At 72.6% G+C, this 26,390-nt stretch carries 19 protein-coding genes, 1 pseudogene and 1 riboswitch; of the genes and pseudogenes, 10 read left to right on the top strand and 10 right to left on the bottom strand.

What is annotated here, in order from left to right; genetic code table 11:
* Positions 1-30 precede the first annotated feature (30 nt).
* Together ACWGJ2_RS22060 and ACWGJ2_RS22055 are read right to left on the bottom strand one after the other, a co-directional pair.
* Positions 31-1,623, bottom strand: coding sequence for an NADH-ubiquinone oxidoreductase-F iron-sulfur binding region domain-containing protein (locus ACWGJ2_RS22060; protein ID WP_453347868.1), 1,593 nt, complete (start codon positions 1,621-1,623; stop codon positions 31-33).
* Complete coding sequence (locus ACWGJ2_RS22055) at positions 1,620-2,366, bottom strand: hypothetical protein (RefSeq protein WP_453347867.1); 747 nt, start codon at positions 2,364-2,366, stop codon at positions 1,620-1,622. Before ACWGJ2_RS22055 ends, ACWGJ2_RS22060 begins: the two co-directional genes overlap by 4 nt.
* Positions 2,367-2,799: 433 nt before the next feature.
* Here ACWGJ2_RS22055 and ACWGJ2_RS22050 point away from each other — a divergent pair, with 433 nt between their 5' ends.
* Positions 2,800-3,912, top strand: a complete 1,113-nt coding sequence (locus ACWGJ2_RS22050; RefSeq protein WP_453347866.1) for a PucR family transcriptional regulator — start codon at positions 2,800-2,802, stop codon at positions 3,910-3,912.
* Between the two features lie 565 nt (positions 3,913-4,477).
* Here ACWGJ2_RS22050 and ACWGJ2_RS22045 read toward each other — a convergent pair.
* The gene (locus tag ACWGJ2_RS22045; RefSeq protein ID WP_453347865.1) at positions 4,478-5,077 is read right to left on the bottom strand and encodes a TetR/AcrR family transcriptional regulator; all 600 of its coding nucleotides are present in this window, start codon (positions 5,075-5,077) and stop codon (positions 4,478-4,480) included.
* A gap of 106 nt (positions 5,078-5,183) precedes the next feature.
* Here ACWGJ2_RS22045 and ACWGJ2_RS22040 point away from each other — a divergent pair, with 106 nt between their 5' ends.
* Entirely contained in the window at positions 5,184-6,674 is a 1,491-nt protein-coding gene (locus tag ACWGJ2_RS22040) for a carboxylesterase/lipase family protein (RefSeq protein ID WP_453347864.1), read from the top strand.
* Between the two features lie 790 nt (positions 6,675-7,464).
* Here the strand turns inward: ACWGJ2_RS22040 and ACWGJ2_RS22035 are convergent.
* The 3 genes from ACWGJ2_RS22035 to ACWGJ2_RS22025 all read right to left on the bottom strand — a co-directional run bounded on the left by ACWGJ2_RS22035 (position 7,465) and on the right by ACWGJ2_RS22025 (position 11,570).
* A complete protein-coding gene (locus ACWGJ2_RS22035; protein WP_453347863.1) occupies positions 7,465-8,862 on the bottom strand; it encodes a DUF1996 domain-containing protein in 1,398 nt (465 codons plus the stop codon).
* 44 nt (positions 8,863-8,906) lie between these two features.
* Positions 8,907-9,560, bottom strand: a complete 654-nt coding sequence (locus tag ACWGJ2_RS22030) for a DUF4142 domain-containing protein (protein ID WP_453347862.1) — start codon at positions 9,558-9,560, stop codon at positions 8,907-8,909.
* A gap of 186 nt (positions 9,561-9,746) precedes the next feature.
* Entirely contained in the window at positions 9,747-11,570 is a 1,824-nt protein-coding gene (locus tag ACWGJ2_RS22025) for an AMP-dependent synthetase/ligase (protein WP_453347861.1), read from the bottom strand.
* A gap of 302 nt (positions 11,571-11,872) precedes the next feature.
* Here ACWGJ2_RS22025 and ACWGJ2_RS22020 point away from each other — a divergent pair, with 302 nt between their 5' ends.
* The 3 genes from ACWGJ2_RS22020 to ACWGJ2_RS22010 all read left to right on the top strand — a co-directional run bounded on the left by ACWGJ2_RS22020 (position 11,873) and on the right by ACWGJ2_RS22010 (position 15,586).
* The gene (locus ACWGJ2_RS22020; RefSeq protein ID WP_453347860.1) at positions 11,873-13,201 is read left to right on the top strand and encodes a jacalin-like lectin; all 1,329 of its coding nucleotides are present in this window, start codon (positions 11,873-11,875) and stop codon (positions 13,199-13,201) included.
* A gap of 91 nt (positions 13,202-13,292) precedes the next feature.
* Positions 13,293-14,753: a GuaB1 family IMP dehydrogenase-related protein gene (locus ACWGJ2_RS22015; RefSeq protein WP_453347859.1), complete on the top strand. Its 1,461-nt coding sequence runs from the start codon at positions 13,293-13,295 to the stop codon at positions 14,751-14,753.
* A 95-nt stretch (positions 14,754-14,848) separates the two neighbouring features.
* Positions 14,849-15,586, top strand: coding sequence for a class I SAM-dependent methyltransferase (locus ACWGJ2_RS22010; RefSeq protein WP_453347858.1), 738 nt, complete (start codon positions 14,849-14,851; stop codon positions 15,584-15,586).
* Here the strand turns inward: ACWGJ2_RS22010 and ACWGJ2_RS22005 are convergent.
* Entirely contained in the window at positions 15,525-16,901 is a 1,377-nt protein-coding gene (locus tag ACWGJ2_RS22005) for a hypothetical protein (protein WP_453347857.1), read from the bottom strand. The genes ACWGJ2_RS22010 and ACWGJ2_RS22005 overlap by 62 nt on opposite strands.
* Before the next feature lie 156 nt (positions 16,902-17,057).
* Here ACWGJ2_RS22005 and ACWGJ2_RS22000 point away from each other — a divergent pair, with 156 nt between their 5' ends.
* From ACWGJ2_RS22000 to ACWGJ2_RS21990, 3 genes are all read left to right on the top strand, one after another.
* Positions 17,058-17,519, top strand: a complete 462-nt coding sequence (locus ACWGJ2_RS22000; protein WP_453347856.1) for an Lrp/AsnC family transcriptional regulator — start codon at positions 17,058-17,060, stop codon at positions 17,517-17,519.
* A gap of 241 nt (positions 17,520-17,760) precedes the next feature.
* Positions 17,761-18,567 (top strand): carbon-nitrogen hydrolase family protein, encoded by an 807-nt coding sequence (locus tag ACWGJ2_RS21995; RefSeq protein ID WP_453347855.1) that lies wholly within the window; start codon positions 17,761-17,763, stop codon positions 18,565-18,567.
* Between the two features lie 124 nt (positions 18,568-18,691).
* Positions 18,692-20,428 (top strand): flavin monoamine oxidase family protein, encoded by a 1,737-nt coding sequence (locus ACWGJ2_RS21990; RefSeq protein WP_453347854.1) that lies wholly within the window; start codon positions 18,692-18,694, stop codon positions 20,426-20,428.
* A gap of 53 nt (positions 20,429-20,481) precedes the next feature.
* Here ACWGJ2_RS21990 and ACWGJ2_RS21985 read toward each other — a convergent pair whose 3' ends face one another.
* The 3 genes from ACWGJ2_RS21985 to ACWGJ2_RS21975 form a co-directional block, all read right to left on the bottom strand.
* Positions 20,482-21,411: a TIGR03619 family F420-dependent LLM class oxidoreductase gene (locus ACWGJ2_RS21985; RefSeq protein WP_453347853.1), complete on the bottom strand. Its 930-nt coding sequence runs from the start codon at positions 21,409-21,411 to the stop codon at positions 20,482-20,484.
* A gap of 160 nt (positions 21,412-21,571) precedes the next feature.
* Entirely contained in the window at positions 21,572-22,273 is a 702-nt protein-coding gene (locus ACWGJ2_RS21980; protein WP_453347852.1) for a DUF5995 family protein, read from the bottom strand.
* A 113-nt stretch (positions 22,274-22,386) separates the two neighbouring features.
* A complete protein-coding gene (locus ACWGJ2_RS21975) occupies positions 22,387-23,805 on the bottom strand; it encodes a uracil-xanthine permease family protein (protein WP_453347851.1) in 1,419 nt (472 codons plus the stop codon).
* Between the two features lie 343 nt (positions 23,806-24,148).
* On the opposite strand from ACWGJ2_RS21975, the gene ACWGJ2_RS21970 reads away from it, so the two are divergent.
* Both ACWGJ2_RS21970 and ACWGJ2_RS21965 read left to right on the top strand, forming a co-directional pair.
* Entirely contained in the window at positions 24,149-25,075 is a 927-nt protein-coding gene (locus ACWGJ2_RS21970) for an AraC family transcriptional regulator (RefSeq protein WP_453347888.1), read from the top strand.
* A gap of 122 nt (positions 25,076-25,197) precedes the next feature.
* Positions 25,198-25,878, top strand: a pseudogene (locus ACWGJ2_RS21965) (dioxygenase family protein); the annotation flags it as partial.
* A gap of 254 nt (positions 25,879-26,132) precedes the next feature.
* Positions 26,133-26,263, top strand: a riboswitch (FMN riboswitch).
* Positions 26,264-26,390 lie beyond the last annotated feature (127 nt).

Genomic DNA, 26,390 nt, shown 5'->3' with positions numbered 1-26,390 from the left:
GCAGCGGCAGCCCGGCACACCCGCGCCCCCTCAGCCCTCCACCCGCAACGCCAGCGCGGGACAGCGCCGCACCGCGCGCTGCGCCTGCTTCCGCAGCCGCGCCGGAACCTCGGCCGACCCCTTCATCGGATAGCCGTCGGCGCCGAGCCGGATCACGTCCGGGACGACGCCCGCGCACAGCCCGTGCCCCTGGCACAGCGTCCAGTTGACGACCAGCCGCTCCCGTCGCGCCTCCGGTGCCACGCGCGCTGCCGGGAGCGCACGGCGCCCCGCATCGCCCGGCAGCGCGGGCCGCTCCACGGGCACGGCCAGGCTGCCGAGCACGGGCCGCCCGCAGCCGCGCCCCAGCGCGTGCCGCGTGAACTCCTCGGGGAACGCCGACAGCGCCGACTCCACGAACCGCGCCGTGCCGTCGGGATGCCCGCAGGCGCCGCGCCCGGTGACGGAGGCGGCGCGGGCCCGCACCGTGTCGAGCGCGGCCGTGCCGCCCCCGTCGGACGCGGTGGCCAGCGCGTCGGCCAGCGCGGGCAGCCCGAGTACGCACGGGCCGCACTGCCCCGCCGACTCCCGCGCCATCCAGCGCGCGACCCGCACCACCTCGCCCACGGGGCAGGTCTCCTCGGGCAGCGGCAGCACGGCGCCCGCGCCCAGCGTCGAGCCCAGCGAGGTCAAGGACTCCCGTGACATACGGGCCGACCAGGCGGCGTGCGGAGCGAGCCAGCGGCCGTGGTAGCCGCCGATCAGCACCCCCTGGCCCGGCTGGAGCCCGCACAGGCCCAGCACGTACGGCAGCGGCACACCGGTCGGGGTCTCCACGACCCGCGCGGCGCCGACGGTCAGCAGCACCGTGCCCGGTTCCGTCGGCAGCCCCGCCGTGCGGTACTCCAGGGCGCCAAGCCTGGCCGCGACGGCGAGCTGCGCGAACGTCTCCGTGTTGGACAGCAGCGTGGGCAGCCCGCCGAGGCCGCTCTCGCTGGAGCGGACACCCGCGCCGGAGGGAAGCGGCGGCACCTGGTTGAGGCCGTTCACGAGCGCCGTGGACTCGCCGGTCACGAAGCGCTCCGGCAGCCTCGTCACCCGCAACCGGGGCCCGCCGGAGCCCGGCCCCCGGTCCGAGGGCTCGCGTTCGGCGACGGCCTCGCGCACCGAGCGCTCCACGTCGGCGCGAGTCACTCCGACGCGCACCTCCTCGGCGCCCAGCGCCCGTGCCGCGAGCAGCGCCCCGTCGAGCACCAGGTGCGGGGCGAACAGCAGCAGGGCGGTGTCCTTGAGGCAACTGGGCTCGCCCTCGCTGCCGTTGACCACCACGGCCGTACGCGCCTCCTGGCGGCGGCAGGCCGACTCGATGACGGCGCGCAGCTTCCTGGCGAAGGGGAACCCGGCGCCCCCGCGCCCCCGCAGGTCGATGTTCTCGGCGAGGTCCACCAGTTCCTCGGGGCGCAGGCCGGGCAGCGAGCCGTGCGTCGTCAGATGGGCCACCCGGTCCAGCCGCCGCGCCGCGTCGAGCCCGGCCAGCAGCCGTGGCGGGCCGAAGGAGGCGACGGCAGGCACCGTGCTGTGCTGCCCGCCCATGGCGGTGGCGGCGGCGGTGGCGGTTGTGCGGAGCGGAACGACAGAGGTCACCGCGGGTCCTTTCCGCGGCCCGACGGGGGCACGTTGCGCCCCGGAGCCAGCCGCATCGCGAGAACGGCGGTCACCGCGGCCAGGCACAGCGCGTAGGAGACCGTCACCCAGGGGCTCGCGGCCCGGCCCCCACGCAGGCCGTGCACCAGGGCCATGCCCCAGGCCACGTAGGCGCACATGTGCAGCGCGCGCCACCAGCGCGAACGCCCGCTGCGGGCGAAGACACCCCGCACCGCGCCCGTGACGGCCACGGCCAGGAACAGATACCCGGCCAGCGTCCCGAGCCCGACGAGCAGCGGCTGCGCGGCGTCGGCGAAGGGCACAGCGGCGCCCGCGGCCGTCGTGGAGCGCTCGGCCACCTTCACCCACACGTGCAGCGCGAGAAAGCCGAGCCCCGCGACCGCCGTGCCCCGGTGCACGGCCTGCGCCACCAGCCGGTGCCCGGGGCCCAGCAGCGTACGGTCCGTCGCCGCCAGCCCCCACAGCACCGTCACCGACAGCGAGACGAGGGCGAGGACGCCGGCGCCGAAGTCGAGGAACGCCCAGGCTCTGCCGAACGAGCCGCCGCTGACCGCGAAGAACAGGGCCAGCGCGGTGGCCGTCGCGAACGCGGCGTGGCGCGAGGCGGGGAGCGGTACGGGCGGTACGGGCGGTACGGAGGGCCTCGCTCTCCTGCCCGGCGCGGCACCTGGCGGGGACGGGGGGCAGTGTGAGCGGGGGGTGTGGACGTGCTCTGAGGGCATCGGGTCTTCCGATCGCGCGGTGTCGACATCTCTGCCTGGGCCACGGCCGCGCATCTGACGGATCTGGCTGATCCGACGCTTCTGACGGATCCGACGGCTCTGACGGAAACGGCGAAGCCGTGCCTCTGGAACGACCGGTGACGACCGGTGCTGTGCTCTCTACGCGCTCCACTTCGCGCGGCCAGAATGCGGCGGCCGGGAGGCAGAAGCATCTCGGAAGCGCATAGGACCTTCACAGGATTTATCGTCCTGTGACAAATTCCTGCACTGGGATCGCCGTCGCCCAGTGCGGCTGCCGATGATGCCCAACCAGGGGAAGCAGGGGGACCCTCACTACTCCTTCGCCGGGGCGGGAAACCGGCGTCGGAGACAACCTCCGCGGGCCTGACCGTCCCGCGCCGGACAGGCCCAACCCGGCAGGAACGAGGTAGAGATGTGCGATCTTCTCAACCGCATCTGGTCACGACCACGAGGTGAGTGGACGCGGGTTCTCAGAAAGGAACTCCCCACCATCGCGGACCAGGTGGTGGAGGCGCTCCAGCACAGCATTCCGGCGATGTCGGCGCTTCTGCGGGAAATCGAGCGCGAAGACGCCCAGTGGGCGGTGGAACAGGCACTGCTGACGGCTCTCGGCTATCAGCACCAGGAGATCAGAGACATGGCCGCCGAGGCGGCGGCCGTACCCTCGGGCCCCGTCGCCCCCGCAGTGCCCATCGACCGGGCCCGCCGCCACCTCTTCGCCACCCTCGTCGGCGAGGCACGGGAGTACGACAGCGCCGAGATCCCGCTGACCGAGCTGTCCCGTTCCGCCAGATGGCCCCTGCCCGACACGGTCCGCGCCATCGCGCTGACCTCGCCCTGCGAGGCCCCCCAACTCGCGGCGGCGCTCGGCAACGCGCTGGTCAGCCCCGTCGACGGCGAACTGTGCCTGCTCGTACCCGACCCGCACGAGGACGCCGTCGGCACGCTGGAGAACCTGCTGCGCGGGCGCACGGCGGCGGTCGGGCACATCGTGCCGCTCGGTGACGCGGCCTCCTCCGTGCGCTGGGCGCGGCGCCTTCTGGAGATCGCGCCGACGGACGTCGGGGCTGAGCGGGGTGTGGAACGGGGGGCGGAGCACAGGGTCCTCTTCGTCGACGACCACCTGTCCATGCTGCTGCTCCTCCAGGACGAGTCGCTGACGCGCGCGCTGTCCGCGCGGTGGCTGGAGCCGCTGAGCGAGTTGACGCCGCGTCAGAGCGAGCGCCTGGAGGTGACGTTGCTGGCCTGGCTGGAGAGCGGCGGCGCGCCGGAGGCGGCCAAGACGCTTCAGGTGCACCCGCAGACGGTGCGCTACAGGCTCCGGCAGATCGAGAAGCTTTTCGGGCCGGCGCTGCGGGATCCGCGAACGCGCTTCGAGCTGGAGATGACGTTGCGGGGGCGTCGGATGCTGTCCCAGGTACGGAGGCGGCGCTTGCGCGCCGGGCGACGCGCGAGGACGGTCACCGCGGAGGCGGGGATCAGGCCCCTCGGGGTGGCGAGGGAGGCCAGAGTGAACGGGCTGTAGCCGAATCGCTCTGCGCGGTCCGCCGTCTCGGGGTGTCCCCGTCCCCCGTTCGCCGGGGGTGTTGCGCGGGACGGTTGGCCTGTGTGGTGGGTGCCGTAGGGTCCCGCGCTGATTTTTGTACGGCTTCACGGGGGTGCCGTCGTGTGGCTTGGCGCCGTGTTCGGCTGCCTGGCCGGTGGCTTCGGAGCGGTGTGTGGTTGCGGTGCGGTGCGGTTGGCGCCGCGTGGTTCTTGGCTTGTGCCGGTGGTCGTGTGGGGTTGCTGTGTGGTGGGGGTCGGTGCCGTGGTGGGGTGTCTCCTCGGGCGGCGACAAGTGCGGGTCTCGTTTACGGGTTTCCCCCGGCACTCGTCGCCACCACTTGCGGGGACACCCCACCACGTCCCCTCCCGCCCGGTGGCCAACAGCAGGTCGGTGACCGCTTCGGTTGTTCCCATGCTGTGGGCCCGCACCTGGCGGTACGGGCCCAGCCCTCACTGTTGTGGGCAGGCGTTCCGCATGGGGAGGGGCACAACTCGCCGAGGACCGGCGCGGCTTGGCGGCACTGTTCTGGTCGAACCGGGGCAGGTCACGTACCGCTGAACAGCCGGTCCAGATACACGTCGATCGCGGCGAGCGCGTCCGGGGGCTCGATCACGTCGAGTTCGATCAGGGAGGTGAAGCCGGTGAGGGCGAGGAGCAGGTTGGTCTCGGTCGCCGGGTCGCGGCCGGAGTCGATGTGCCCTTCGGCGATCGCCTGGCGGACCAACCGCTCGACGGAGGTCCGCCCTTGGGCGAGGCTGTGCCGCGCCTGCTCGTGCACGGCCTGGTCGTGCAGCGCCTCCAGGACGTAGGCGGCGCTCATCCGGCTGGTCGCGCGGGCGTCGGCATGCAGGGGGAGCATTTCCGCGAGCGTCAGTCGCAGCACGTCACGGGGGTGCGGACGGTCACCGAGCTTTTCGAGCCCCTGGTTCACGCGCGCCGAGGTCTGCTCGGACGCGAAATCCATGGCGAAGGAGAGCATGGCGGTCCGGGAGGCGAAGTAGTGCTGCAACTGCCCGAGTGACATGCCCGCCTCCTGCGCCACCACGCGCATCGTCAGCTGTGTGACGCCGCGCAGCTCCACCACCCGCCACAGTGCGCGGGCGATCGCTTCGCGGCGTTCGCGGTGATCCACCTGTTTCGGCATCGCCAGCCCCTCCCTCGTACTCCAGGACTGTTCCAATACGGTCGACATAATACATCTGACCTGTAATCCTGGGGTCCACTCGAGGGACTTGAGGGAAGGAAGCGTCATGTCCGAACAGCCAAAGGTACGGACCACGGAAGGTGTGGTGCAGGGGCTCTGGCGGCAGGGGCACGCGGTGTTCCGCGGCATCCCCTACGCCCAGCCCCCGGTCGGAGCGCTCCGCTTCGCCGCGCCCGCGCCGCCGCACCACTGGGAGGGGACGAGGCAGGCGGTCGAGTTCGGCCCCGTGGTGCCGCTGTCCCTGCCGATCGACGTGCCCCCGCAGGGCAGCGACTGGCTGACGCTCAACGTCGGCACTCCGGATCCCGGCGCGGCGGGACTGCCGGTGCTGGTGTGGATCCCCGTGGGCGGCTACCTCTCGGCGGCGTCGAGCGACCCGATGTACGACCCGGCAGCGCTGGCCGAGGCGGGAGTCGTCGTGGTGACCATCAACTGCCGTGTGGGCGCGGAGGGATTCGCGTTTCTCGACGACGTGCCGCCCAACCGTGGATTCCTCGACCAGATCGCGGCGCTGGAGTGGGTGCAGCGCAACATCGCCGCCTTCGGAGGCGATCCCGGCCGGGTCACCGTGGGCGGGGTGTCCGCCGGGGCTGGCTCGGTCGCCGCGCTGCTGACGATGAAGTCCGCGCGCGGCCTGTTCCGGCGGGCCATGGCCCATTCGGTGCCGGGGCTGCACAGCACTCCCGCGCTGGCACGGCAGGTCACCGCCGCGTTCGCGGACCGGCTCGGCGCGGCGGCCCCCACCGCCGAGGCCCTGCGCGACATCGATCCATGGCACCTGGCCGCCGAGCTCACCTCCTTCAACGCCGGCCTCCACGCGCACCGGGAGAGCTGGGGACGCCTCACCGAGGCCGGCACCGCGCTGTGCCCCGTCGTCGACGGCGACGTCCTCCCGGAGACGCCCTGGCCCGCGCTGACCGGCGCCCGCGCGAGCGGGACCGAACTGCTCGTCGGCCACACCCGGGACGAATTCCGGTACTTCAGCGTCATGAGCGGACGGTACGGCACCTTCACCGAGGAGGACGCCCACGCGGCCCTGGAACTGCTCGCCCCGCAGCCGGGCGGCGCGCGGGCCTACCGTGCCGCGTTCCCGCAGGCAGGCCCGGAGGAACTGGTGGAGACGGTGTACTCCGACGCCCTCTTCCGCATGCCGTCACAGAAGCTGGCCGAGGCGAACGCCGCAGCCGGCGGCACCTCGTACCTGTTCGAACTGTGCTGGGTGGCCCCGGCCCTCGGCGGCATCCTGGGCGCCTGCCACAGCCTCGACGTACCCCTGGCGTTCGGCACGCTGGACAGCCCCGTCGGCACCCAGCTCATCGGCGAGGAGCCGGCTCCCGAGGCCGTCGCGCTCTCCCGCGAACTCCAGGAGGCATGGGTTCGCTTCGTCACCACCGGCGACGCGGGCTGGCCCGCCCACCGCCCCGGCGGGCACCTCACCCGCGTCCTGGACGCCGAGTCGAAGACTCTGCCCTACCCCGAACAGGCATCCCGCCAGATCTGGGAAGGCCACTTCCCCGCCCCCTTCGACCATGCGTAACTGTCCGGGTCGGTCCCTACGACTGCGACACCACCTCCCACCCGGTGGCCCACCTCCTTGTCATGCGGCGGCACAAATCCAGCGCGGGACCCTACGGTCCCCACTCCACGGGCCAACCGTCCCGCGCAACACCCCCTTGGCAGGGGGCGCCTACCCGATTGCCCCCTGGGGGTTCGTTCGCGTGCTGCGGCCCGGTGGCACGGGTTGTGCCCACCCTCCCCCAGCTACCGCTGGGCGGTGCCTCCTCGCCAGCGGGACGATTGCCCACAACAATGGCGAGCCGTCGCCGTCGGCTTCCCGTGGCAGCGCTGGGCCCCTCCGGCACGGCGCCGGTGTACAGCGTGGGGACAGGCGGAGGGGGCACCGGCGGATAGTTGGCCACCGGGTGGGAGGGGACGTGGTGGGGTGTCCCCGCAAGTGGTGGCGACGAGTGCCGGGGGAAACCCGTAGACGAGACCCGCACTTGTCGCCGCCCGAGGAGACACCCCGGCGCGGCACCGACCCCCACCACACAGCAACCCCACACGACCACCGGCACAAGCCAACAACCACGCGGCGCCAGCCGCACCGCACCGCCACCACACGCCGCGCCGAAGCCACCCACCCGCACCCGAAAAACGCCGCACCGCCCAGCGCAGCGCCCCCCACCCCGTGACGCGGCACAAAAATCGGCGCGGGACCCTACAGTGCCCACCACACAGGCCAACCGTCCCGCGCAACACCCCCGGCGAACCCCACAGCGCGGGAGCCCGGCGTTGGGGGTGCCGGGCTCCCGTTGGGTGGGAGGGGGTCAGTCGCAGTCGCGGTTCGAGTTGATGCAGGTCACCGCCCTGGACATCAACTCCTCGGGCATGACGTTGATGAAGTCACCGTGATCCGTCACCGGCTTGTGCAACTGCTCGGGGAAGCTGTCCACGGCGAACGGTGTGTCCTCCGGAACGCCCCCGCCCGTCGGCACGTCGTACGCGATCCGCTGCTGAAGCTGTGGGATGGCGCGGAAGCCGTCGGGGCACGAGCCGTCGTCTCGCGCGAAGGCCACGTGGTCGCGGTGGTTGCCGCTGTCCGTGTTCTGGCCGTCCCAGCAGCTTTGGAAGTTGAACGTGCGCACCACCTGCGCGCCCTCGGGACACAGCGGATACTTGTCCTTGAGCTGCCGGTCCTCGAACCCCTCACAGCTCCAGGAGGCGTTGGCGTTGGCCGTGCCGTTGGTGAACGACTTCGCGTCCCCGGTGATGATGCGCAGGAAGCGCGGCATCTCGGTCACCTCGCTCACGGGGCTTCCCTTGAAGGTGAGCGAGACGGAGGCGGGGCTGAGGACGGAGCCGATGTTGCCGTCGTGGGCGCCGCCCGGCTGGTGGCCGCCCTCCTGTTTGCCGTCCAGCGCGCGGAGGACGGGCCAGTAGTGCGTGGAGCGGTCCTCGTTGTCGCAGGTGGTGTCCGCGGCGGCGAGGCTCTCGTCGGTGGAGAAGGCGTCCGTCGACACGTTGCCCACGTAGTCGTGCACGTGGTGGGCGCCGTTGCTGACGCCTGGCGCGGCGATGACGTTGTCGGAGTTGAAGTGGCCCTCCTCGTTCGTGCCGCACTCCGTGGTGAAGGTGCCCGTGGACGCGTTCTCGCCCTCCTCGGGCGCCGGCACGTTCGGCTCGACGGTGGTGATGTCGACGAAGTCCCCGGCGACGGGCCCGCCCTGCTGCCCCTGGCCCCCGCCACCCTGGCCGTCGCCGCGCCCCGCCTCCCTGTCCTCCTTCACGTCGCACGAGCGCATCCGCTCCAGCGCGCCGGGCCGCGCGGCACCCCGTTCCGCTATCGCGTCCGCGATGGCGGCGATGGTCCTGGTGCGCTGGGCGCGCAGCCTGTCCAGGACGGGCCCGTTGTCCGACGCCTTCGCGGCGCCCTGCCCTTCGAGCTTGCCGTACGCCTCCGCGACCTGCGCGTCCAGTCTCGCGAGGCCCTTGGCGACATCGACCCGCGCGCCGCGCGGCACCTTGTCCAGCGCGAGCCCGACGTCCGGGCAGTCGACGGTGAGCGTACGGGCGGCGGGCTCGGCGTCCCTGTCGGCCGGGGTGCCGGGTCCGGCCGAGGCGTTCGCGGCGACGACCGCGATCCCGCCGCCGCCCAGCGCCAGTGCCGAGGCGATGGCGACGGCCTTGCTCGCCGTCCGCGAGCGTTTGTGGGGGTGCTGTCTCATGTGGCGTTCACTCCACTTCGGTTCAGCTTCGGTACAGCGCGCTGTCAGTTCAGCGCGTCGAAGTCCACGAGCCCCGTGTCCTCCAGGACCGTGATGTGGTCGAGGACGACGGCGTTCGCCCTGGTGGCGAGGGCCCGCACCATCGAGTTGCGGGTCTCGTGCCGCACGATCCCGACGAGGCCGAAGACCTTGCCGTGCGCGCGGCGCAGCAGGTTGACGAAGGTCCGGTCGTACGCGTCGCCCTGGGCCGCGTTCATCTGGGCGAGCCAGCCGCGCTGCTGCGCGGTGGGCTGGTTGGGCAGGCTGATGCCCAGTGCCCTGCCCGCGTCGACGGACCGCCGGTCGAGTTCGCTGTGCCCCTCGACGAGGTGGTCGCCCGCGGTCTGCACGGACTCGCGTTCGCCGCGCTCCTGGGCCTCGCGCCCCGAGGGCAGCTCCCAGAGTCCGGCGAGCCGCACCTTGCGCACGAAGTCCCGGTCCAGCGCCGTGAGCGGACCGTAGGGCGTGCTGACGGTGCCGCCGCCGTCGTCGTCCCAGCCCTGCCGGGCCGCGGTGACGGAACGGTTGCCGTCGAAGGTCTGGAGGGGCAGCAGCAGCGCCGTGAGCGTCGCCACCAGGGCGACGACGACCAGCGCCGTGCCGACGGCCCGGCCGGACGCGAGGCATCTCGTGAGGGGCCCGCCGATGACGTACCGCATGAGCCGCCCTCCTCTCCGCACCCGGCAGCCGAGGCGTGCGTCCCGTACGTCCTTCGAGTGCTCTGGGACGCTAAGCCCGGGGGAGGGGGAGGAGGCGGCGCTTCTTCGTCACCTGACAAAGACCGCTTCGAACCCGCGGATCGCTGCTACATTGCCGCCTCGCCGCCCGCGGGCGGTACGGGACCGTCAGCGTGCGTAGAGCTGCTCGATCTCGGCCGCGTACATCCGCGTGATCGCACTGCGCCGCAGCTTCAGCGACGGCGTCATCAGCCCGGAGTCCACGCTGAACTCCTCGGACAGCACCCGGTAGGTGCGGATCGACTCGGCGCGGGAGACGACGCTGTTGGCCGCCGCCACGGCCCTGCCGATCTCGTGGTCCAGTTCGTCGTCGAGCGAGTGGCCACGCGCCTCGCCGTGGGCGCGGTGGCGCTTCCAGTGCTCCAGCGCCTCCGGGTCGAGGGTGAGCAGCGCGGCGACGTACGGGCGGTCGTCGCCCACCACGAGCGCCTGCGAGACGAGGGCGTGCGCGCGCAGCCGCTCCTCCAGGACGAGGGGCGAGACGCTCTTGCCGCCGCTGGTCACGATGATGTCCTTCTTGCGCCCGGTGATGACCAGATAGCCGTCGTCCTCCAGGTGCCCCACGTCCCCCGTCGCCAGCCACCCGTCGCGCAGTACCGCGTCCGTGGCCGCCGGGTCGCCCACGTACCCGGAGAACAGCATCTCCCCGCGCACCCACACCTCGCCGTCCCGTGCGATGTGCACCGAGGCACCCGGCATGGGGCGGCCCACGGTGCCGAAGCGGGGCCGCCCGGGCGGCTGGGCGGTGACGGCTGCCGTGGTCTCGGTGAGCCCGTACCCGTCGTAGACGGTGATCCCGGCGCCCGCGAAGGTGAGGCCGAGTTCGCGGCTGAGCGTGGACCCGCCCGAGACGACGTTGCGGGTACGGCCGCCCAGCACCTCCCGCAGCCGCCGGTACACCAGCCGGTCGTAGAACGCGTGCCGGGCGCGCAGCGCGGCCCCAGGGCCGGGGCCCTCCTCCAGCGTCTGCCGCTCCACGGCCTCGGCGTAGCGCGCCGCGGTCCCGGCGGCCTGCTCGAAGAGCCGTCCCCTGCCCGTCTCGTCCGCGGCGCGCCGGGCCCGCTCGAAGAGCTTCTCGAAGACGTACGGGACGGCGAACACGCACGACGGCCTGAACGACTGGAGCGCGGGCAGCAGTTCGGCGGCGCCCAGCTCCGGCTGATGCCCCATCAGGATGCCGCCGCGCAGACACATGACGGTCACCATGAGCCCGTAGATGTGGCACAGCGGCAGGAACACGAGGACGGAGGGCTGCTCGTCGCGCCCGGCCATCAGGCCGCGCCAGCCCGCGAGGAGGTTGTCGCACTCGAAGGCGAGACTGGAGTGGGTGATGACGCAGCCGCGCGGCGGGCCCGTGGTGCCCGAGGTGTAGACGACGGCGGCCGTCGTGCGCGGGGTGACCGCCCAGCGGTGCCGGTGCACCTGCTCGTCGCTGACGACGGTGCCCGCGTCGCTGAGCGCCTTCACGCAGCCCGCGTCGAGCTGCCACACCCGTTGCAGCTCCGGCAGTCCGCCGCAGGCGGCGCCCAGCGTCATGGCGTGGTCCTCGTGCTCGACGACGATGGCGCGGGCCCCCGAGGTGGACAGCACCCACCGCAGTTGCTCGGCGGAGGACGTCGGGTGGACGGGCACGACCAGGGCGCCGACGGTCCACAGCGCGAAGCTGAAGAGCGTCCACTCGTAGCACGTACGGGCCATCACGGCGACGGGGTCACCGAACCGCACACCCTCGGCCAGCAGCCCCTTGGCCAGCGCGAACACCTCGTCGCGGAAGGCCGACGCGGTCACCTCGCGCCACTGTCCCCCGTCGGACGGGTCGCGGCGGGCCACCTGGAGCAGCCCGGGTTCGCGCGCGGCCGTCTCGAAGACGGTGTCGGCCAGCCCGCCGGACCGCAGGGGCTCCACCATCGGCGGCACACTGAACTCCCGCACGGCACGCCCCCTGGTCCTCATCCACCGCTACCCACTCGCCACATTCAGTGACGGAGGCCGCAAGTTACCCGGACTGGACCAAGATGCCTAGGGGGGTTGTCGTGTCTTCAAGGGCCTGTCCGTCTCATGTCCGGATTTCACCGCTCGGCGGTGCTGGGGGCGGTGAGTTGGCGCGGTACGGACGTGTCAGGAGGGGGCGCCGGCCGTACGGTGAGTGCGCGCGGTGTGGCATGTTCACGACGCGTTGCTCCCGTCGGTCTCCCACGGGCCGCGGAAGGCCCCCGGCGAAAGGACCCCGCCCCGTGCGACGCGTTCCGCTCCCCCTCGCGACGGCCGCCGCGCTCGCCCTCGCCGTCACCCTCGCGGCATGCCCGGCCGCGGCGGCGGTCCCGGACCCGGCGCCCCCTGAGGGCGACCTCTCCACCCTCACCTACAACGTCGCCGGGCTCCCGGAAGGCATCTCCTCCAGCCACCCGGCCAGGAACACACCGCTCATCTCGCCCCGCCTCGGCGCCTACGACCTCGTCAACGTCCAGGAGGACTTCAACTACCACGCCGCCCTCTACGCGGACGACGACCACCCCTTCCGCACCCCGACCAGCGGGATCGCCGGGTTCGGCGACGGCCTCAACACCCTCTCCGACGTGCCCTTCGACGACTTCCAGCGCGTGGACTGGGACCGCTGCCACGGCACGGACTGCCTGACCCCCAAGGGCTTCACCCTCGCCCGGGTGCGGCTCGCCGAGGGCGTCTTCGCCGACGTCTACAACGTGCACGCCAACGCGGGCACGACGGACGGGGACCTCGCGGCCCGACGCGCCAACCTGGACCAGCTCGCCACGTTCATCGCGGAGAACTCCGGCGGCAACGCGGTCGTCGTGATGGGCGACACCAACACCCGGTACACGCGCGAGGGCGACAACATCAGGGACTTCGCGGCCAGGAACGGCCTCACCGATGCCTGGGTCGAGCTGGTACGCGGCGGCTCCGCGCCGCCCGCCGGATCCGACGCGCTGCTGTGCGACCCGGCGCACGTCACCGACACCTGCGAGGTCGTCGACAAGGTCCTCTACCGGAGCGGACCGCTCGTGCGGCTCACCGCGACCGGCTACCACAACGCGCACACGGACTTCCTCGACGGCGCGGGCGAACCGCTCTCCGACCACTACCCGCACACCGTCGGCCTCCACTGGCGGGCGGCCGACACGCTCCGCGCCAGCGACCAGTTCGGAGGGCCGCACGGCACCGCGTTCAACGACGCCGGTGAACTGGCGGCCCGGCCCTCTCCCCGGACCCTGACACTGCGCGGCGGCGCACGGCTCGACGCGGTCGCGCTCACCTCCGACGACGGCGCTCTCACCCACGGCGGCACGGGCGGCACCCCGGCCTCCCTCACCCTGGCGCCGGGCGAGGACCTCACCTCGGTGACCCTGACCAGGGGCAAGAAGGACGGCCGCACCCGTGTCTTCTCCGCGGCGTTCCGCACCGACGAGGGCCGCACCCTCACCGCCGGCACCCCGACCGCCGACGCGGTCACCCGCACCGCGCCCGAGGGGTGGCGCATCGTGGGGTTCACGGGCCGCGCTGGCGACGAGATCGACAAGCTGGGCGTCCTCTTCGCGCCCAGGTGACGTGCGCGAGGTGACGCGCGCCAGACTTGTCGGATCGCACGAGTGAGCGGTCTGCCACCTGTGTTTACACACAGTCACGTACGCTGGAGGCATGCGCTTCATCGATCCGGGAACCGGCGGTCACGCGGAGACATCCCCGGTGCCTTACGACCTCACGTACGACGACGTCTTCATGGTGCCGAGCCGCTCCGCCGTCGGCTCCCGTCAGGGCGTGGATCTGTCGGCCCCGGACGGGACCGGCACCACCATCCCCCTCGTGGTGGCCAACATGACGGCCATCGCAGGCCGCCGGATGGCCGAGACCGTCGCCCGGCGCGGCGGGCTCACCGTCATCCCGCAGGACATCCCCATCGATGTCGTCACCGAGGTCATCGGCTGGGTCAAGCAGCGGCACCTCGTGCTCGACACCCCGATCACCCTCACCCCCGCCCAGACCGTTGCCGACGCGCTGTCCCTGCTCCCCAAGCGGGCACATGGCGCGGGCATCGTCGTCGAGGACGAGCGGCCCGTCGGCATCGTGACCGAGTCGGATCTGACCGGCGTGGACCGCTTCACGCAGCTCTCCGAGGTCATGACCCGCGATCTCGTGGTGGTGGACGCGGACATCGACCCGCGTGAGGCGTTCAACCGGCTCGACGCGGCCCACCGCAAGCTCGCCCCCGCCGTGGACGCGGACGGAAAGCTCGTCGGCATCCTCACCCGCAAGGGCGCACTGCGCGCCACCCTCTACACCCCGGCGACGGACGCGGAGGGCAAGCTGCGCGTCGCCGCGGCCGTCGGCATCAACGGCGATGTCGCGGGCAAGGCCAAGGCCCTCCTCGCCGCGGGCGTGGACACCCTCGTCGTGGACACCGCGCACGGCCACCAGGAGCGCATGATCGAGGCGCTGCGCGCCGTGCGCTCCGTCGATCCGCAGGTCCCGGTCGTCGCGGGCAACATCGTCTCGGCCGAGGGCGTGCGCGATCTCATCGAGGCGGGCGCCGACATCATCAAAGTCGGCGTCGGGCCCGGCGCCATGTGCACCACCCGCATGATGACGGGCGTGGGGCGCCCGCAGTTCTCCGCCGTCCTGGAGTGCGCGGCCGAGGCCAGGAAGTACGGCAAGCACGTCTGGGCCGACGGCGGCGTGCGCCATCCGCGCGATGTGGCCATGGCCCTGGCCGCCGGTGCGTCGAACGTCATGATCGGCTCATGGTTCGCCGGTACGTACGAGTCGCCGGGCGATCTCCAGCAGTCCGCCGACGGGCGGTACTACAAGGAGTCCTTCGGCATGGCCTCCGCCCGCGCCGTGCGTAACAGGACGAGCGAGGAGTCCGCCTACGACCGCGCCCGCAAGGCGCTCTTCGAGGAGGGCATCTCCACCTCGCGGATGTTCATCGACCCGGCGCGCCCCGGCGTCGAGGACCTGATCGACGGCATCATCGCGGGCGTCCGCTCCTCCTGCACCTACGCGGGTGCGGCATCGCTGGAGGAGTTCGCGCAGAAGGCGATCATCGGCATCCAGAGCGCGTCGGGCTACGCGGAGGGCAAGCCGCTGCACGCGAGCTGGTGACCTCCGCCGTCCGGTAGGGGCACGGGTGCGGGTACGGATTCGGCCTGAACCGAATCCGTACCGGACGCCGGCAGCCCCGTGCTGCCATGTGCCGCATGAGGACCTACACACGATACGACCACAGCGGCACGGGCCCCGGCGAGATCACCCCTGACGGGTGCTCCGTCGAGATGTACGCCCGCCTTCCCGAGAACGGCGAGACCGACGTCATCGCCGCCGCCGTCCCGCCCGGCAGCACGACCCTCCTCGAACTCGGCGCGGGCGCGGGCCGCATGACGCGGCCCCTGCTGGCACGCGGCTTCCATGTCACCGCCGTGGACGAGTCGGCGGCGATGCTCGCGAAGGCGGCCGAGCTGGCTCCTGATGGCTCGGCCCTGCGGACGGTGTGCGGCGCCATCGAGGACCTGCGGCTCGACGAGCGCTTCGACGTGGTGACCCTGACCTCGTTCCTGGTCAACACCGCCGACCCGGCCCAGCGCGCGGGCATCCTGCGCACGTGCGCGCGCCATGTCGCCGACGACGGGTGCGTGATCGTCCAGCGGGAGCAGGACGGGCTGCACGAGGACTTCGTGCCGGGGCAGGAGTGGCACCGGGGCGGCATGACGATCCGCTCCGTGAGCAGGGAGCCCGTGGGGGAGGGGGTGGCGCGGATCCGCTTCGAGTACGCCTTCGAGGACGCGGAGTGGAGCCAGACCTTCTACTCGTACTTCCTGTCACGGCCCGACTTCGAGGCCGCACTCGCGGCGGCCTCTCTCACTCTGGACGCCTACCTCACCGACGACGGCTGCTGGGCCCGCGCCGTCCCTTCGCGGGGTGCGTCCCGCTCCGCGTGAGGGCTGCGGCGCCGGTCGCGAGGAGGAGCACGGCCGCCACGACCCAGGGCACGAAGTTTTCAGCGCCCGCGCCCGTCCCCGTCTCGGCGAGCCCTTCTTCGTCGCGCTGCTCGCTCTTGTGGTCATCGGCACCCTGCCGCGTACGGGGCGTCGGCTGCGCGGGCGCGTGCTCCTCGCCGTCGAGCGTGACCCGTAGCGTCGCCGCCCCCTCCCGCACCGCGCCCACGGTCACCGTCGTCGCCCCCGACACGAGCGTGTCGCCGGACGTCAGCGCGCCCACCTTCGCCGGGTCGGCCTCGCTCGGGCCGGTGTTGACCAGCTCGGACTCGGCGTAGTCGCCGCCGCGCACGCGGTACGCGAAGACGCCGTCCACCTCCGTGTCGAGCGTGCCCGACGCGCGCCGCAGCTCCAGGAGGAGCCGGTCGCCGCCGTCGATCGGCACCTCCAGGGCCCGCACCCCCTTCGCGGGGCCGGGGCCGGGGCCGTGCAGTGGCCGCAGCCCGTACGTACCGGACTCCGCCACCCGCAGGGACTCCGCGCCGAGCCAGCCGACGTGCGCCATCTCGGGCGCGGTCAGCCCCGCCGCCGCGCCCCCGCCGCCCATCGGCGTCTTGTGGCTGGTGCCGTCCGTCTCCGTGCAGTCGTCCAGCGCGCCGCCGGGGCAGTCGAGGCGCATATGGTGGCCGAGGCCGAGGTTGTGGCCGATCTCGTGGACGAGGGAGTCGTACGAGAGGTCGTCCGGCATCCAGCTCGTCGGACCCTGGACGCTCGCGAGCCCCGACCAGCCGCAGTCCGCGTCCCGCGCGGGGAACACGATCGACAGGTGGTCGTACGCGTCCGCGGTGACGCCGCGTGCGTCGAGCTGCCGCTCCGTCTCCTCGGCCATCCGGCCGTCGTCGCAGCCCGCGGCCCTCATGGGCAGGTCCAGCGGGCCGATGACGGGAGTGCCGTCGCCGGAGGGGACGAAGCGGGCCGCGCCGCGCGAGACGGCGCGGTAGTAGGAGTCGAGGGAGCGGGTGGCGCCGAAATAGGTGTCCGTGAGGGTTTCCTCCAGCGTGGCCGTGTCCTGGAGGCGGCTGTCGCGGAAGTTCACCATCACCACGGCGACCCTCCGCTCACCCGAGACGGCCTGCCCCTGCGGTATCGGCTCCTTCTCCTTGGTGTCGCCGCCCGTCGCCGTCGTCGGCGCGGCCAGCACGAGCACGGCGACGGCGAGGAGGACGACGAGGACCGCCAGGCCCGTACGGCCACGGTCCCGCTCGCCTTCCCGCTCCCGCATGAGGGAGCGGAGGCGCTGGCGCGAGGGGAGCGGCATCGGGTTCCTCCGGCGGACGGCTCGCGAAGTGACCAGGGAAGCGATCAGGGCCCGAAGGTAGATGCCTCAACGGTCCCCTGGACAGGGGGCCCGAAGCGCTTAAGCCGCAGTTATGGCTGATTTAGGGGTCCCGGCGGACCGTGTTCTACTGCTGCTGTGCCACTGAACGATCTCGACGAACGCATCGTCCACGCCCTCGCCGAGGACGCCCGCCGTTCCTACGCCGACATCGGGACCGAGGTCGGCCTCTCGGCCCCCGCCGTCAAGCGCCGCGTGGACCGGCTGCGCGCCCAGGGTGCCATCACCGGGTTCACCGTCCGCGTCGACCCCGCCGCGCTGGGCTGGGAGACCGAGGGGTTCATCGAGATGTACTGCCGCTCCAACACCTCGCCCGAGGCCATACACCGCGGCCTCTCCCGCTACCCCGAGGTGGCCTCAGCGTCCACGGTGACCGGCGAGGCGGACGCCATCGTCCAGATCTTCGCGTCCGACATGCGCCACTTCGAGCGCGTCCTGGAACGCATCGCGGGCGAACCCTTCGTCGAGCGCACAAAGTCGGTCCTCGTCCTCTCTCCGCTGCTGCGCCGCTACTCGGCGGGCCCGCCTCCATCTGCCTGAGCCCTCCGAGCCGTACCGTGGCGGCCACCGGGCCCAGCGCACCGCACCGGGTGTGTGGTCGCGATGGTGTTGCCAGGCGCAACGAATCGCCGTTTCCCCGCCCTGACGCGCAATGAAAACGCGGGGAATGCGCAATGGATGCGCCTTGTCCCACGTTGAGCGCCGACCGTACCGTCGACGTATCCCACCGCACGTCCGGGCGCCCCTGTGCGCGTCCGTACCCACCCCTGCCCGAGGTCCCATGCCGCCGCTGCGCATCGCGCTGTACCAAGGTCCACCTCCCGCCACGGACACCAGCACCTCCGCCCATGGCCTCGCCGCGCTCGACGACGCCGCGCGCCGGGCCGCGGCCCAGGGCGCCAGGCTGCTCGTCACGCCGGAGCTGTCGCTGACCGGCTACGCGCTCGGCGACCGCGTCGCCGATCTGGCGGAGCCCGCCGACGGCGAGAGCGCCCACGCGGTCGCCCGCACGGCGGCCCGGCACGGGATCGCCCTCGTCTACGGCTACCCGGAGCGCGCCGGGAGCCGGGTGTACAACTCCGTCCAGTTGGTCGGCCCCGACGGCACCCGGCTGGCCGACTACCGCAAGACCCACCTCTACGGCGGCTTCGAGACGGCCTCGTTCACCCCTGGCGACCAGCTCGTCGTCCAGGCCGAGCTGGACGGCGTCAAGCTCGGCCTGCTCGTCTGCTACGACGTGGAGTTCCCCGAGGCCGTGCGCGCCCACGCGCTCGCGGGCACCGAGGTGCTGCTGGTGCCGACGGCGCTGATGCGGCCCTACGAGTTCGTCGCCTCCACTCTGGTGCCGGTCAGGGCGTGGGAGAGCCAGCTCTTCATCGTGTACGCCAACCGCACGGGCGCCGAGGGCGAGTTCGACTTCGCCGGGCTCAGCGCGCTGGCCGCGCCCGACGGGACGGCGCGGGTACGGGCCGGGAGCGGCGAGGCGCTGCTCGTCGGCGAGGCGGACCCGGCCGAGCTGCCCGCGTTCCGCGCCCAGAGCCCGTACCTCACCGACCGGCGCCCCGAGCTGTACCGCGCCCATGTCTGACGCCCACGTCTGACGCACGGGCCGACGCATGCCCGACGCATGCCCGTACTGCCGCGCACCCCACTCACGCGCGCCCACCCACCCTGTACCGCAGCACGAAGCAACAAGAGGAGAACCGCGCCCGATGACGTCCACGGTGCCCACCGCCGTCCACGACGAGCAGCACGCCGAGGCCCAGGCCGTGCCGCCCGTCACCATGTTCGGCCCGGACTTCCCGTTCGCCTACGACGACTACCTCGCCCACCCCGCCGGGCTCGGCTCCGTGCCCGCGACCGAGCACGGCACGGAGGTCGCCGTGATCGGCGGCGGCCTCTCCGGCATCGTCGCCGCGTACGAGCTGATGAAGATGGGCCTCAAGCCCGTCGTCTACGAGGCCGACCAGATCGGCGGACGGCTGCGCACCGCCCGCTTCGCGGGCGTCGGCGGCCAGGGCGGCGACGAGCTGACCGCGGAGATGGGCGCCATGCGCTTCCCGCCGTCCTCGACGGCGTTCCAGCACTACGTCGACATGACCGGGCTCACCACGCGCCCCTTCCCCAACCCCCTGGCGCCCGACACCCCTTCCACGGTCGTGGACCTGAAGGGCGAGTCCCACTACGCGCGCACCCTGGACGATCTGCCGCCCGTTTACCACCGGGTGATGGACGCGTGGAACGCCTGCCTGGAGGACGGCGCCGACTTCTCCGCCATGCAGCGCGCGATCCGGGAGCGCGACGTGCCCCGTATCCGCGAGATATGGGCGCGGCTCGTCGAGAAGCTCGACAACCAGACCTTCTACGGCTTCCTCTGCGACGCGCCCTCCTTCGCCTCCTTCCGGGACCGCGAGATCTTCGGCCAGGTGGGCTTCGGCACCGGCGGCTGGGACACGGACTTCCCGAACTCCATCCTGGAGATCCTCCGCGTCGTCTACACGGGCGCCGACGACGACCACCGCGGCATCGTCGGCGGCAGCCAGCAGCTTCCGCTGCGCCTGTGGGAGCGCGCGCCGGAGAAGATCACGCACTGGGCGCAGGGCACCTCGCTCGCCTCCCTCCACCGCGCTGGCGCGCCCCGTCCCGCCGTCACCCGACTCCACCGCACCGCGGGCAACAGGATCACGGTCACGGACGCGGAGGGCGACATCCGCACCTACCGGGCAGCCGTGTTCACCGCGCAGTCCTGGATGCTGCTCAGCAAGATCGCCTGCGATGACGCGCTGCTGCCCATCGACCACTGGACGGCCGTCGAGCGCACCCACTACATGGAGTCCTCGAAGCTGTTCGTGCCCGTGGACCGGCCGTTCTGGCTGGACGAGGCAGTCGACGACAACGGGCAGCCGACCGGCCGGGACGTGATGAGCATGACGCTCACCGACCGGATGACGCGCGGCACGTACCTGCTGGACGACGGGCCGGACCGGCCCGCCGTCATCTGCCTCTCGTACACCTGGTGCGACGACAGCCTCAAGTGGCTGCCGCTCGACGCCAACGAGCGCATGGAGGTCATGCTCAAGTCGCTCGGCGAGATCTATCCCAAGGTCGACATCCGCAAGCACATCATCGGCAACCCGCTCACGGTCTCCTGGGAGAACGAGCCCTGCTTCATGGGCGCCTTCAAGGCCAACCTCCCCGGCCACTACCGCTATCAGCGGCGCCTGTTCACGCACTTCGTGCAGGACCGCCTCCCGGAGGACAAGCGCGGGCTCTTCCTCGCGGGAGACGACATCTCCTGGACGGCGGGCTGGGCCGAGGGCGCGGTGCAGACGGCGCTGAACGCGGTGTGGGGCGTGATGCACCACCTCGGCGGCGCCACGGACGCCACCAACCCCGGGCCCGGCGACGTCTACGACGAGATCGCCCCCGTCGAGCTGCCCGAGGACTGACCGACCGGCGCACCGGCCGAAGCGGACCCGCCGAGCGGACGGCGGGACGTGGGCTACAGGCCCGCGTCCCGCGCCGCTTCGCGCAGCAGCTTCGCCTTGTCGACGACCTCGCGCGCGTCGGCGGCGTCGACGTGCGTGTCCAGGATCACCTCGTCGGCCCCGGCGTCCCGCGCGCCCAGCAGGTCCTCCGTCAACTGCTCGACGCTGCCCGTCCACGTCATGCGGTCGCCGCCCAGCGGCTTGTCCGTGAGCCGCACGGCGGCCCGCACGGTGACGGTGAACGCGTCGGCCTCCCTGCCGTATTCGGCGGCCAGTTCCACGATGCGGGCGCGGGTCGAGGCGACCTGCTCGTTGGTGACGTACGAGGGCAGCCAGCCGTCCGCGCGGCGCGCGATGCGGCGCAGCGCCCGGTCGTTGCCGCCCGCCAGCAGGACGGGGATGCGGGACGCGGGTTTCGGGCCGACGGCGGAGGCGGTGAAGCGGGTGCGGGCGCCCTCGTAGGCGGGCACGGGGTCCGGGCCCCACACCGCGTGGCACACGTCCAGCAGTTCGTCGAGGGCCGCGCCGCGCTTGGCGTGGTCCGCGTCGGCCGCGGCGAACTCGTCCCGTGACCAGCCGGTGCCGAAGCCCGCGACGAGCCTGCCGCCGCTCGCCGCGTCCAGGGTGCCGAGCCTGCGGGCCAGCAGGAACGGCTGGTGCAGTGACCCGACCAGCACCGCCGTGCCGAGCCGCACCCGCTGTGTGACGGGCGCCGCCAGGGCGAGGGTGATCAGGGGGTCGGCGATCGAGCGGAAGGACTCCGCCCAGGGCATCCCGGGGATCAGATACATGTCGTCCACGGGTTGTTCGGGGCGCATGAGCCGTTCCAGCACCCAGACGCTGTCGTAGCCGTTCTCCTCCGCCGCCTGGGCGACCGTCGCCACATCGCTGCTGAGGTCGTACTGCCCCGACTGCGGCAGTCCGAGGCCGATTCGCAGTGTCATCGTCCCTCCATCAACACATCAACACCCGGTGCCCGCGACGTCCGTCGCGGGTCAGCCCCATGCCTAGGCGATGAACCCGGTCACGGCAATGGCGCCTCGCACCACGGGCCCCAACGGGCCCACCTCCCGCCGCAACGGGCCCCCTCCCGCCTCTCCCGCCTCACCGGCACAGGGGCGTCAGCAGACACCGGCCCGCCATGCCGACGCTCGCGTCGAGCCGTTCGACGAACTCCTCGACCAGGTCCGGGAGTCCGCGCAGCCCCCACAGCGCCCGGAACGCGGCCCACGCGCCGTCCCGCGCCCGCTCCAGGCTCCACGCGCCCAGCAGATGCGTCAGCGGATCGGCCACGTCCAGCAGATCGGGGCCCGGCATCAGGTCCTCCCTGATCCGCTCCTCCAGGCTGGTCAGCAGCTCCCCGACCCGCTCGAAGTCGCCCTCCAGCTCGCGGGGTCCCGCGTCGCGGGCGCGGCAGGTTTCGGCGAGGGCGAGCGGCAGATCGTGCCCGATGTGCGCGTTGATCCCCGCCAGCGCGAACTGCGTGGCCCTTACGGCAGGGTGGCGCCGCAACTGGAAGAGCGGGCGCCAGCAGCGCGGGGTGCGCCGTCCCGCCGCCGCGGCGTCCACCGCGTCCAGATAGCGCCCGGCGAACCGCGCGCTTAGCTCGTCCGCCGCTCCGCTGTCCTCGAAGTGGCCGCCCGTGAGGCGGCGTTCCAGCTCCTCCGTCACCGACAGATAGACCTGGTTGAAGACGGCCACTCCGTCGCCGGGCGGCAGTTCCGCACCGACCGCGCGCATGCGTCCCACGATCCGGTCCACCGACACCGCGCGCCGCGCGGGCACCGCCCGTTCCACTGAGGTCATGTACGCAGAGTGGCAGTGTTCTGTACGGAGAGTGGTGAGGGTGACCCCTACAGCCCCCGGAAGGGGGAAGCCCGCACTGCCGCCGGACCCCGTGTTCGAACCGCTCCGGTCCGCTACTTCTCCGGCCGGCCGGAGTCCTCCGGCTCCTCGGCCTCGTCGTCGTAGCCGCTCGTGCCCTCATCGAGCAGCGGCGTCTGCGCCTTGAGGTGCGGCGGCGCCAGTGCGCGCAGCACGTGGTAGCCGCTGAGGACCACGATCGTGCCCAGCGCGATGCCGCTCAGCTCGAAGGTGTCGGTGAACTTGAGGCTGACGCCACCGATCCCGATGATGATGCCCGCCGCGACGGGCACCAGGTTCAGCGGATTGCGCAGGTCCACGCCGTTGTTGATCCAGATCTGGGCGCCGAGCAGGCCGATCATGCCGTAGAGGATCACGGTGATCCCGCCCAGCACCCCGCCGGGGATGGCCGCCACGACGGCGCCGAACTTGGGGCACAGCCCGAAGAGCAGCGCGAAGCAGGCGGCGGCCCAGTAGGCGGCCGTCGAGTAGACGCGGGTCGCGGCCATCACGCCGATGTTCTCGCTGTACGTGGTGGTCGCGGGGCCGCCGACCGCCGTCGAGAGCATGGTGCCCGCGCCGTCGGCCGCGATGGCGGTGCCGAGCTTGTCGTCGAGCGGGTCGCCGGTCATCTCGCCGACCGCCTTCACATGGCCCGCGTTCTCCGCGATGAGCGCGATGACGACGGGCAGCGCGACGAGGATCGCGGACCAGCTGAAGGAGGGCGCGTGCAGCGAGGGCAGCCCGAACCAGTCGGCCTCGCCCACCCCTGACAGGTCGAGGCGCCAGTGGTCGACGGTCTTGCCGCTGCCGTCCGGCGAGTGGATCTTGCCGAGCACGGAGTCGAGGACCCAGGAGGCGACGTAGCCGAAGACCAGCCCCAGGAAGATCGCGATCCGCGACCAGAAGCCCCGCATGCAGACCACGGCCAGCCCCGTGAAGAGCATCGTCAGCAGCGCCGTCCACTGGTCCTGCGGCCAGTACGTGCTGGCCGTCACGGGCGCCAGGTTGAAGCCGATCAGCATCACGACGGCGCCCGTGACCACCGGAGGCATCGCCGCGTGGATGATCCGCGCCCCGAACCGCTGCACCGCGAACCCCGCCACCAGCAGCGCGGCGCCCACGACGAGGATCGCCCCGGTGACCGCCGCGCTGCCCCCGCCCTGGGCGCGGATGATCGCGGCGACACCGACGAAGGAGAGGCTGCACCCCAGATAGCTGGGCACCCTGCCGCGCGTGGCCAGCAGGAAGAGCATCGTCGCGACGCCCGACATCATGATCGCGAGGTTGGGGTCGAGCCCCATCAGCACCGGGGCCACGAACGAGGCGCCGAACATCGCGACGACGTGCTGCGCCCCGAGCCCGGCCGTACGCGGCCACGACAGCCGCTCGTCCGGCCGTACGACGGCGCCGGGCGCCGGGACGCGTCCGTCGCCGTGCAGTTTCCAGCGCACGCCGAAGCCGCCGCCGCTCATGCTCGCTCCTGATCTCGGGGGGTGAACCGGGGACATCGTATTTGCCCGCGCGAGCGGATCACGCCGCCGCGGGTGTGCCGGGCGTGACGGGGGAGTGGCGCGGGTAACACGGAGGGCGGGGGAACGACGGGGGACCGGCGGGGGCAGGACGGGGGAAGGACGTGGTGCGCGGCGGGGGCCACGCGACGATGGGGCGGCCGTGGACGAGGACCTGTACGAGGGTTTGGGCGAGGACTTGCGCGAGGGCCCGGACGACGACTTACGCGACCCGGGCGAGGACCCGCCTGGAGCGCCCGGAGCCCCGCCCGGAGCCCCGCCCGGAGACCGGGGCGGCGGCGAGGCGGTGCCGACGCACCGCCTTGAGGTCCCGGCGCCGCACATCCTGCCGTTCGCCATCGGCTCCTTCGACAGCATCGGGCGCCTCTCCCGCGCCGCCTTCCCGCACCGGCACACCTTCCACGAGATCGTCTACGTCACGGGAGGCAGCGGCAGCCACGTCATCGACCTGAGCCGCTGGCCGCTCGACCCGCCGCATCTGTCCTTCGTGGCGCCTGGACAGATCCACTTCTGGGAACGGGCCATCGGGCTCAGCGGCTGGGTCGTGCTCTTCGACGACGCCTTCCTGCTCGCCCACCCCGGGGACCGCGACCTGCTGCGGCTGCTGACCGAGCGGCCCTGGCTGTGCCCCGACGAGGAGCAGACGGCCGGAATCCTGCCCGTCCTCGCCGAGATGCTGCGCGAGTACCGCGCGCAGCGGCCCGGGATGATCTCGGTGCTCCAGGCGTATCTGCACGTCCTGGTCGTGCGCGCGGCGCGGCTGCCGCGCCCCGGCACGGAGCCGGGCGAGGTGCGGGTGCTGCCGCCCGGCGCCGCCGCCGGGCGGGCCGCCGCACTCGCGCAGCGCTTCGCGCGGCAGCTCGCGCTGTCCCGCCCGCGCTCCTCGGCCGAGCGGCCCGTGAGTGTGTGGGCGGCCGAGCTGGGCGTCTCGGTGAGCTATCTGAACGAGGCGGTCCGGCGCACCACGGGCCACACGCCAGCGCGGCTGATCCGGCAGGCCCAGGTGCTGGAGGCCAAGCGGCTGCTGGCCAGCACGGGGCTCACCGTGAGCCGCGTCGCGCACGAGGTGGGGTTCAGCGACGCCGCGTACTTCTGCCGCTTCTTCCGCAGGGAGACGGGCACCACGCCGGGCGAGTTCCGGCGCGCCAGTACCGGCGGGATGCACCACGGTCACCGCACTCTGTCCATCGAAGCGCCCGGGGCCACGCCCTAACGTCGTACGGGATCACCTGCCCGATGGCGGCGGCGGCCGAGCCCCGCAGCCGTCCGCGCCCGGCCGGACGCGTTCACCGCACCACTTCAGCCACTTCATCTCCCCACGACTAGGAGTGCACCGTGGACGGCGCAACCACCCCCGAAAGACCGGAAGGCGAGCCCCGCGAGAACGCGCTCGGCGAGCGTCTGACCAGCAAGAACGTGACCCGTAAGAACGTGCTCAGGGCGGCGCTCGCCGCGGGTACGGGTGCCGTGCTGTTCGGCGGCGCCCCGGCGCTCGCGCGCGACCGCGCGGGCACAGGGCGCGAGCTGACCCCCACCCCGTACTGCGACGACGGCGACGACCCCACACCCCCGCAGATGGAGGGCCCGTACTTCAAGCCCAACTCGCCCCTCCGCACCTCGCTGCTCATCCCCGGCGACGCCGGGACGCGGCTCACCGTGCGCGGCTACGTCTTCAGCCTCAGCTGCCAGACCGTCGCGAACGCGCTGCTCGACTTCTGGCAGGCCGACGCGCGGGGCGCGTACGACAACAGGGGCTACCGCTACCGCGGCCACCAGTTCACGACTGCCAACGGCTCCTTCGGCCTGACCACGGTCGTGCCCGGCCTCTATCCGGGCCGTACCCGGCATCTGCACGTGAAGGTGCAGGCCCCAGGGCGTCCCGTCCTGACGACCCAGCTCTACTTCCCCGGCGAACCGCGCAACAACACCGACTCGCTCTTCGACCCGGACCTGCTGATGGACGTGCGTGACGGGAGCAGCGGGAAGGAGGGCACCTTCGACTTCGTGCTGAACATCCCCTAGCGGCCTCTCCGCGGGTCTCTCCGCCGGCCTCCCGGCGGGCCTCTCCGCCATCCACCCCGCGGCCGCCGACCGCCCGCGTCCGGCACCTGCTCCTGGGCCGGACGCGGGCTCGCGCGCGAGCCCGCGCGATGCCCGGGTCCCGGCACGGATGAGCCCGGAGTGACCGGTGACGTGCTGTGAGTCAGCCCACAGGATGGCCCGGGCATGGATCGCCCCCGGCGTGGCAGACTGGAGCCGTACCAGTACGTCAGCGCACTCCGGGGTCGGTGAAAGTCCGAACCGGCGGTTATAGTCCGCGACCCGGTCGCCTCCAGCGATCGGTTGACCAGGTGAAATTCCTGGACCGACGGTTAAAGTCCGGATGGGAGGCAGTGCGCGGCGGACCGAGACCGGTGCTCGGTCGGCCAAGCGGAGTAGTCCGTTCCCGTTCGACGGGAAGGGGCGTTCCCCCTGGCCGTCGTCCCGCGTTCCCGGATCCGCGCAGTTCCCGAAAGCGCCCCGGAGTC

It is taken from the genome of Streptomyces sp. NPDC054796 (genome assembly GCF_053611545.1).
Note: the sequence above shows the minus strand (reverse complement) of the source record. Positions and strands in the feature narration are given on the sequence as shown.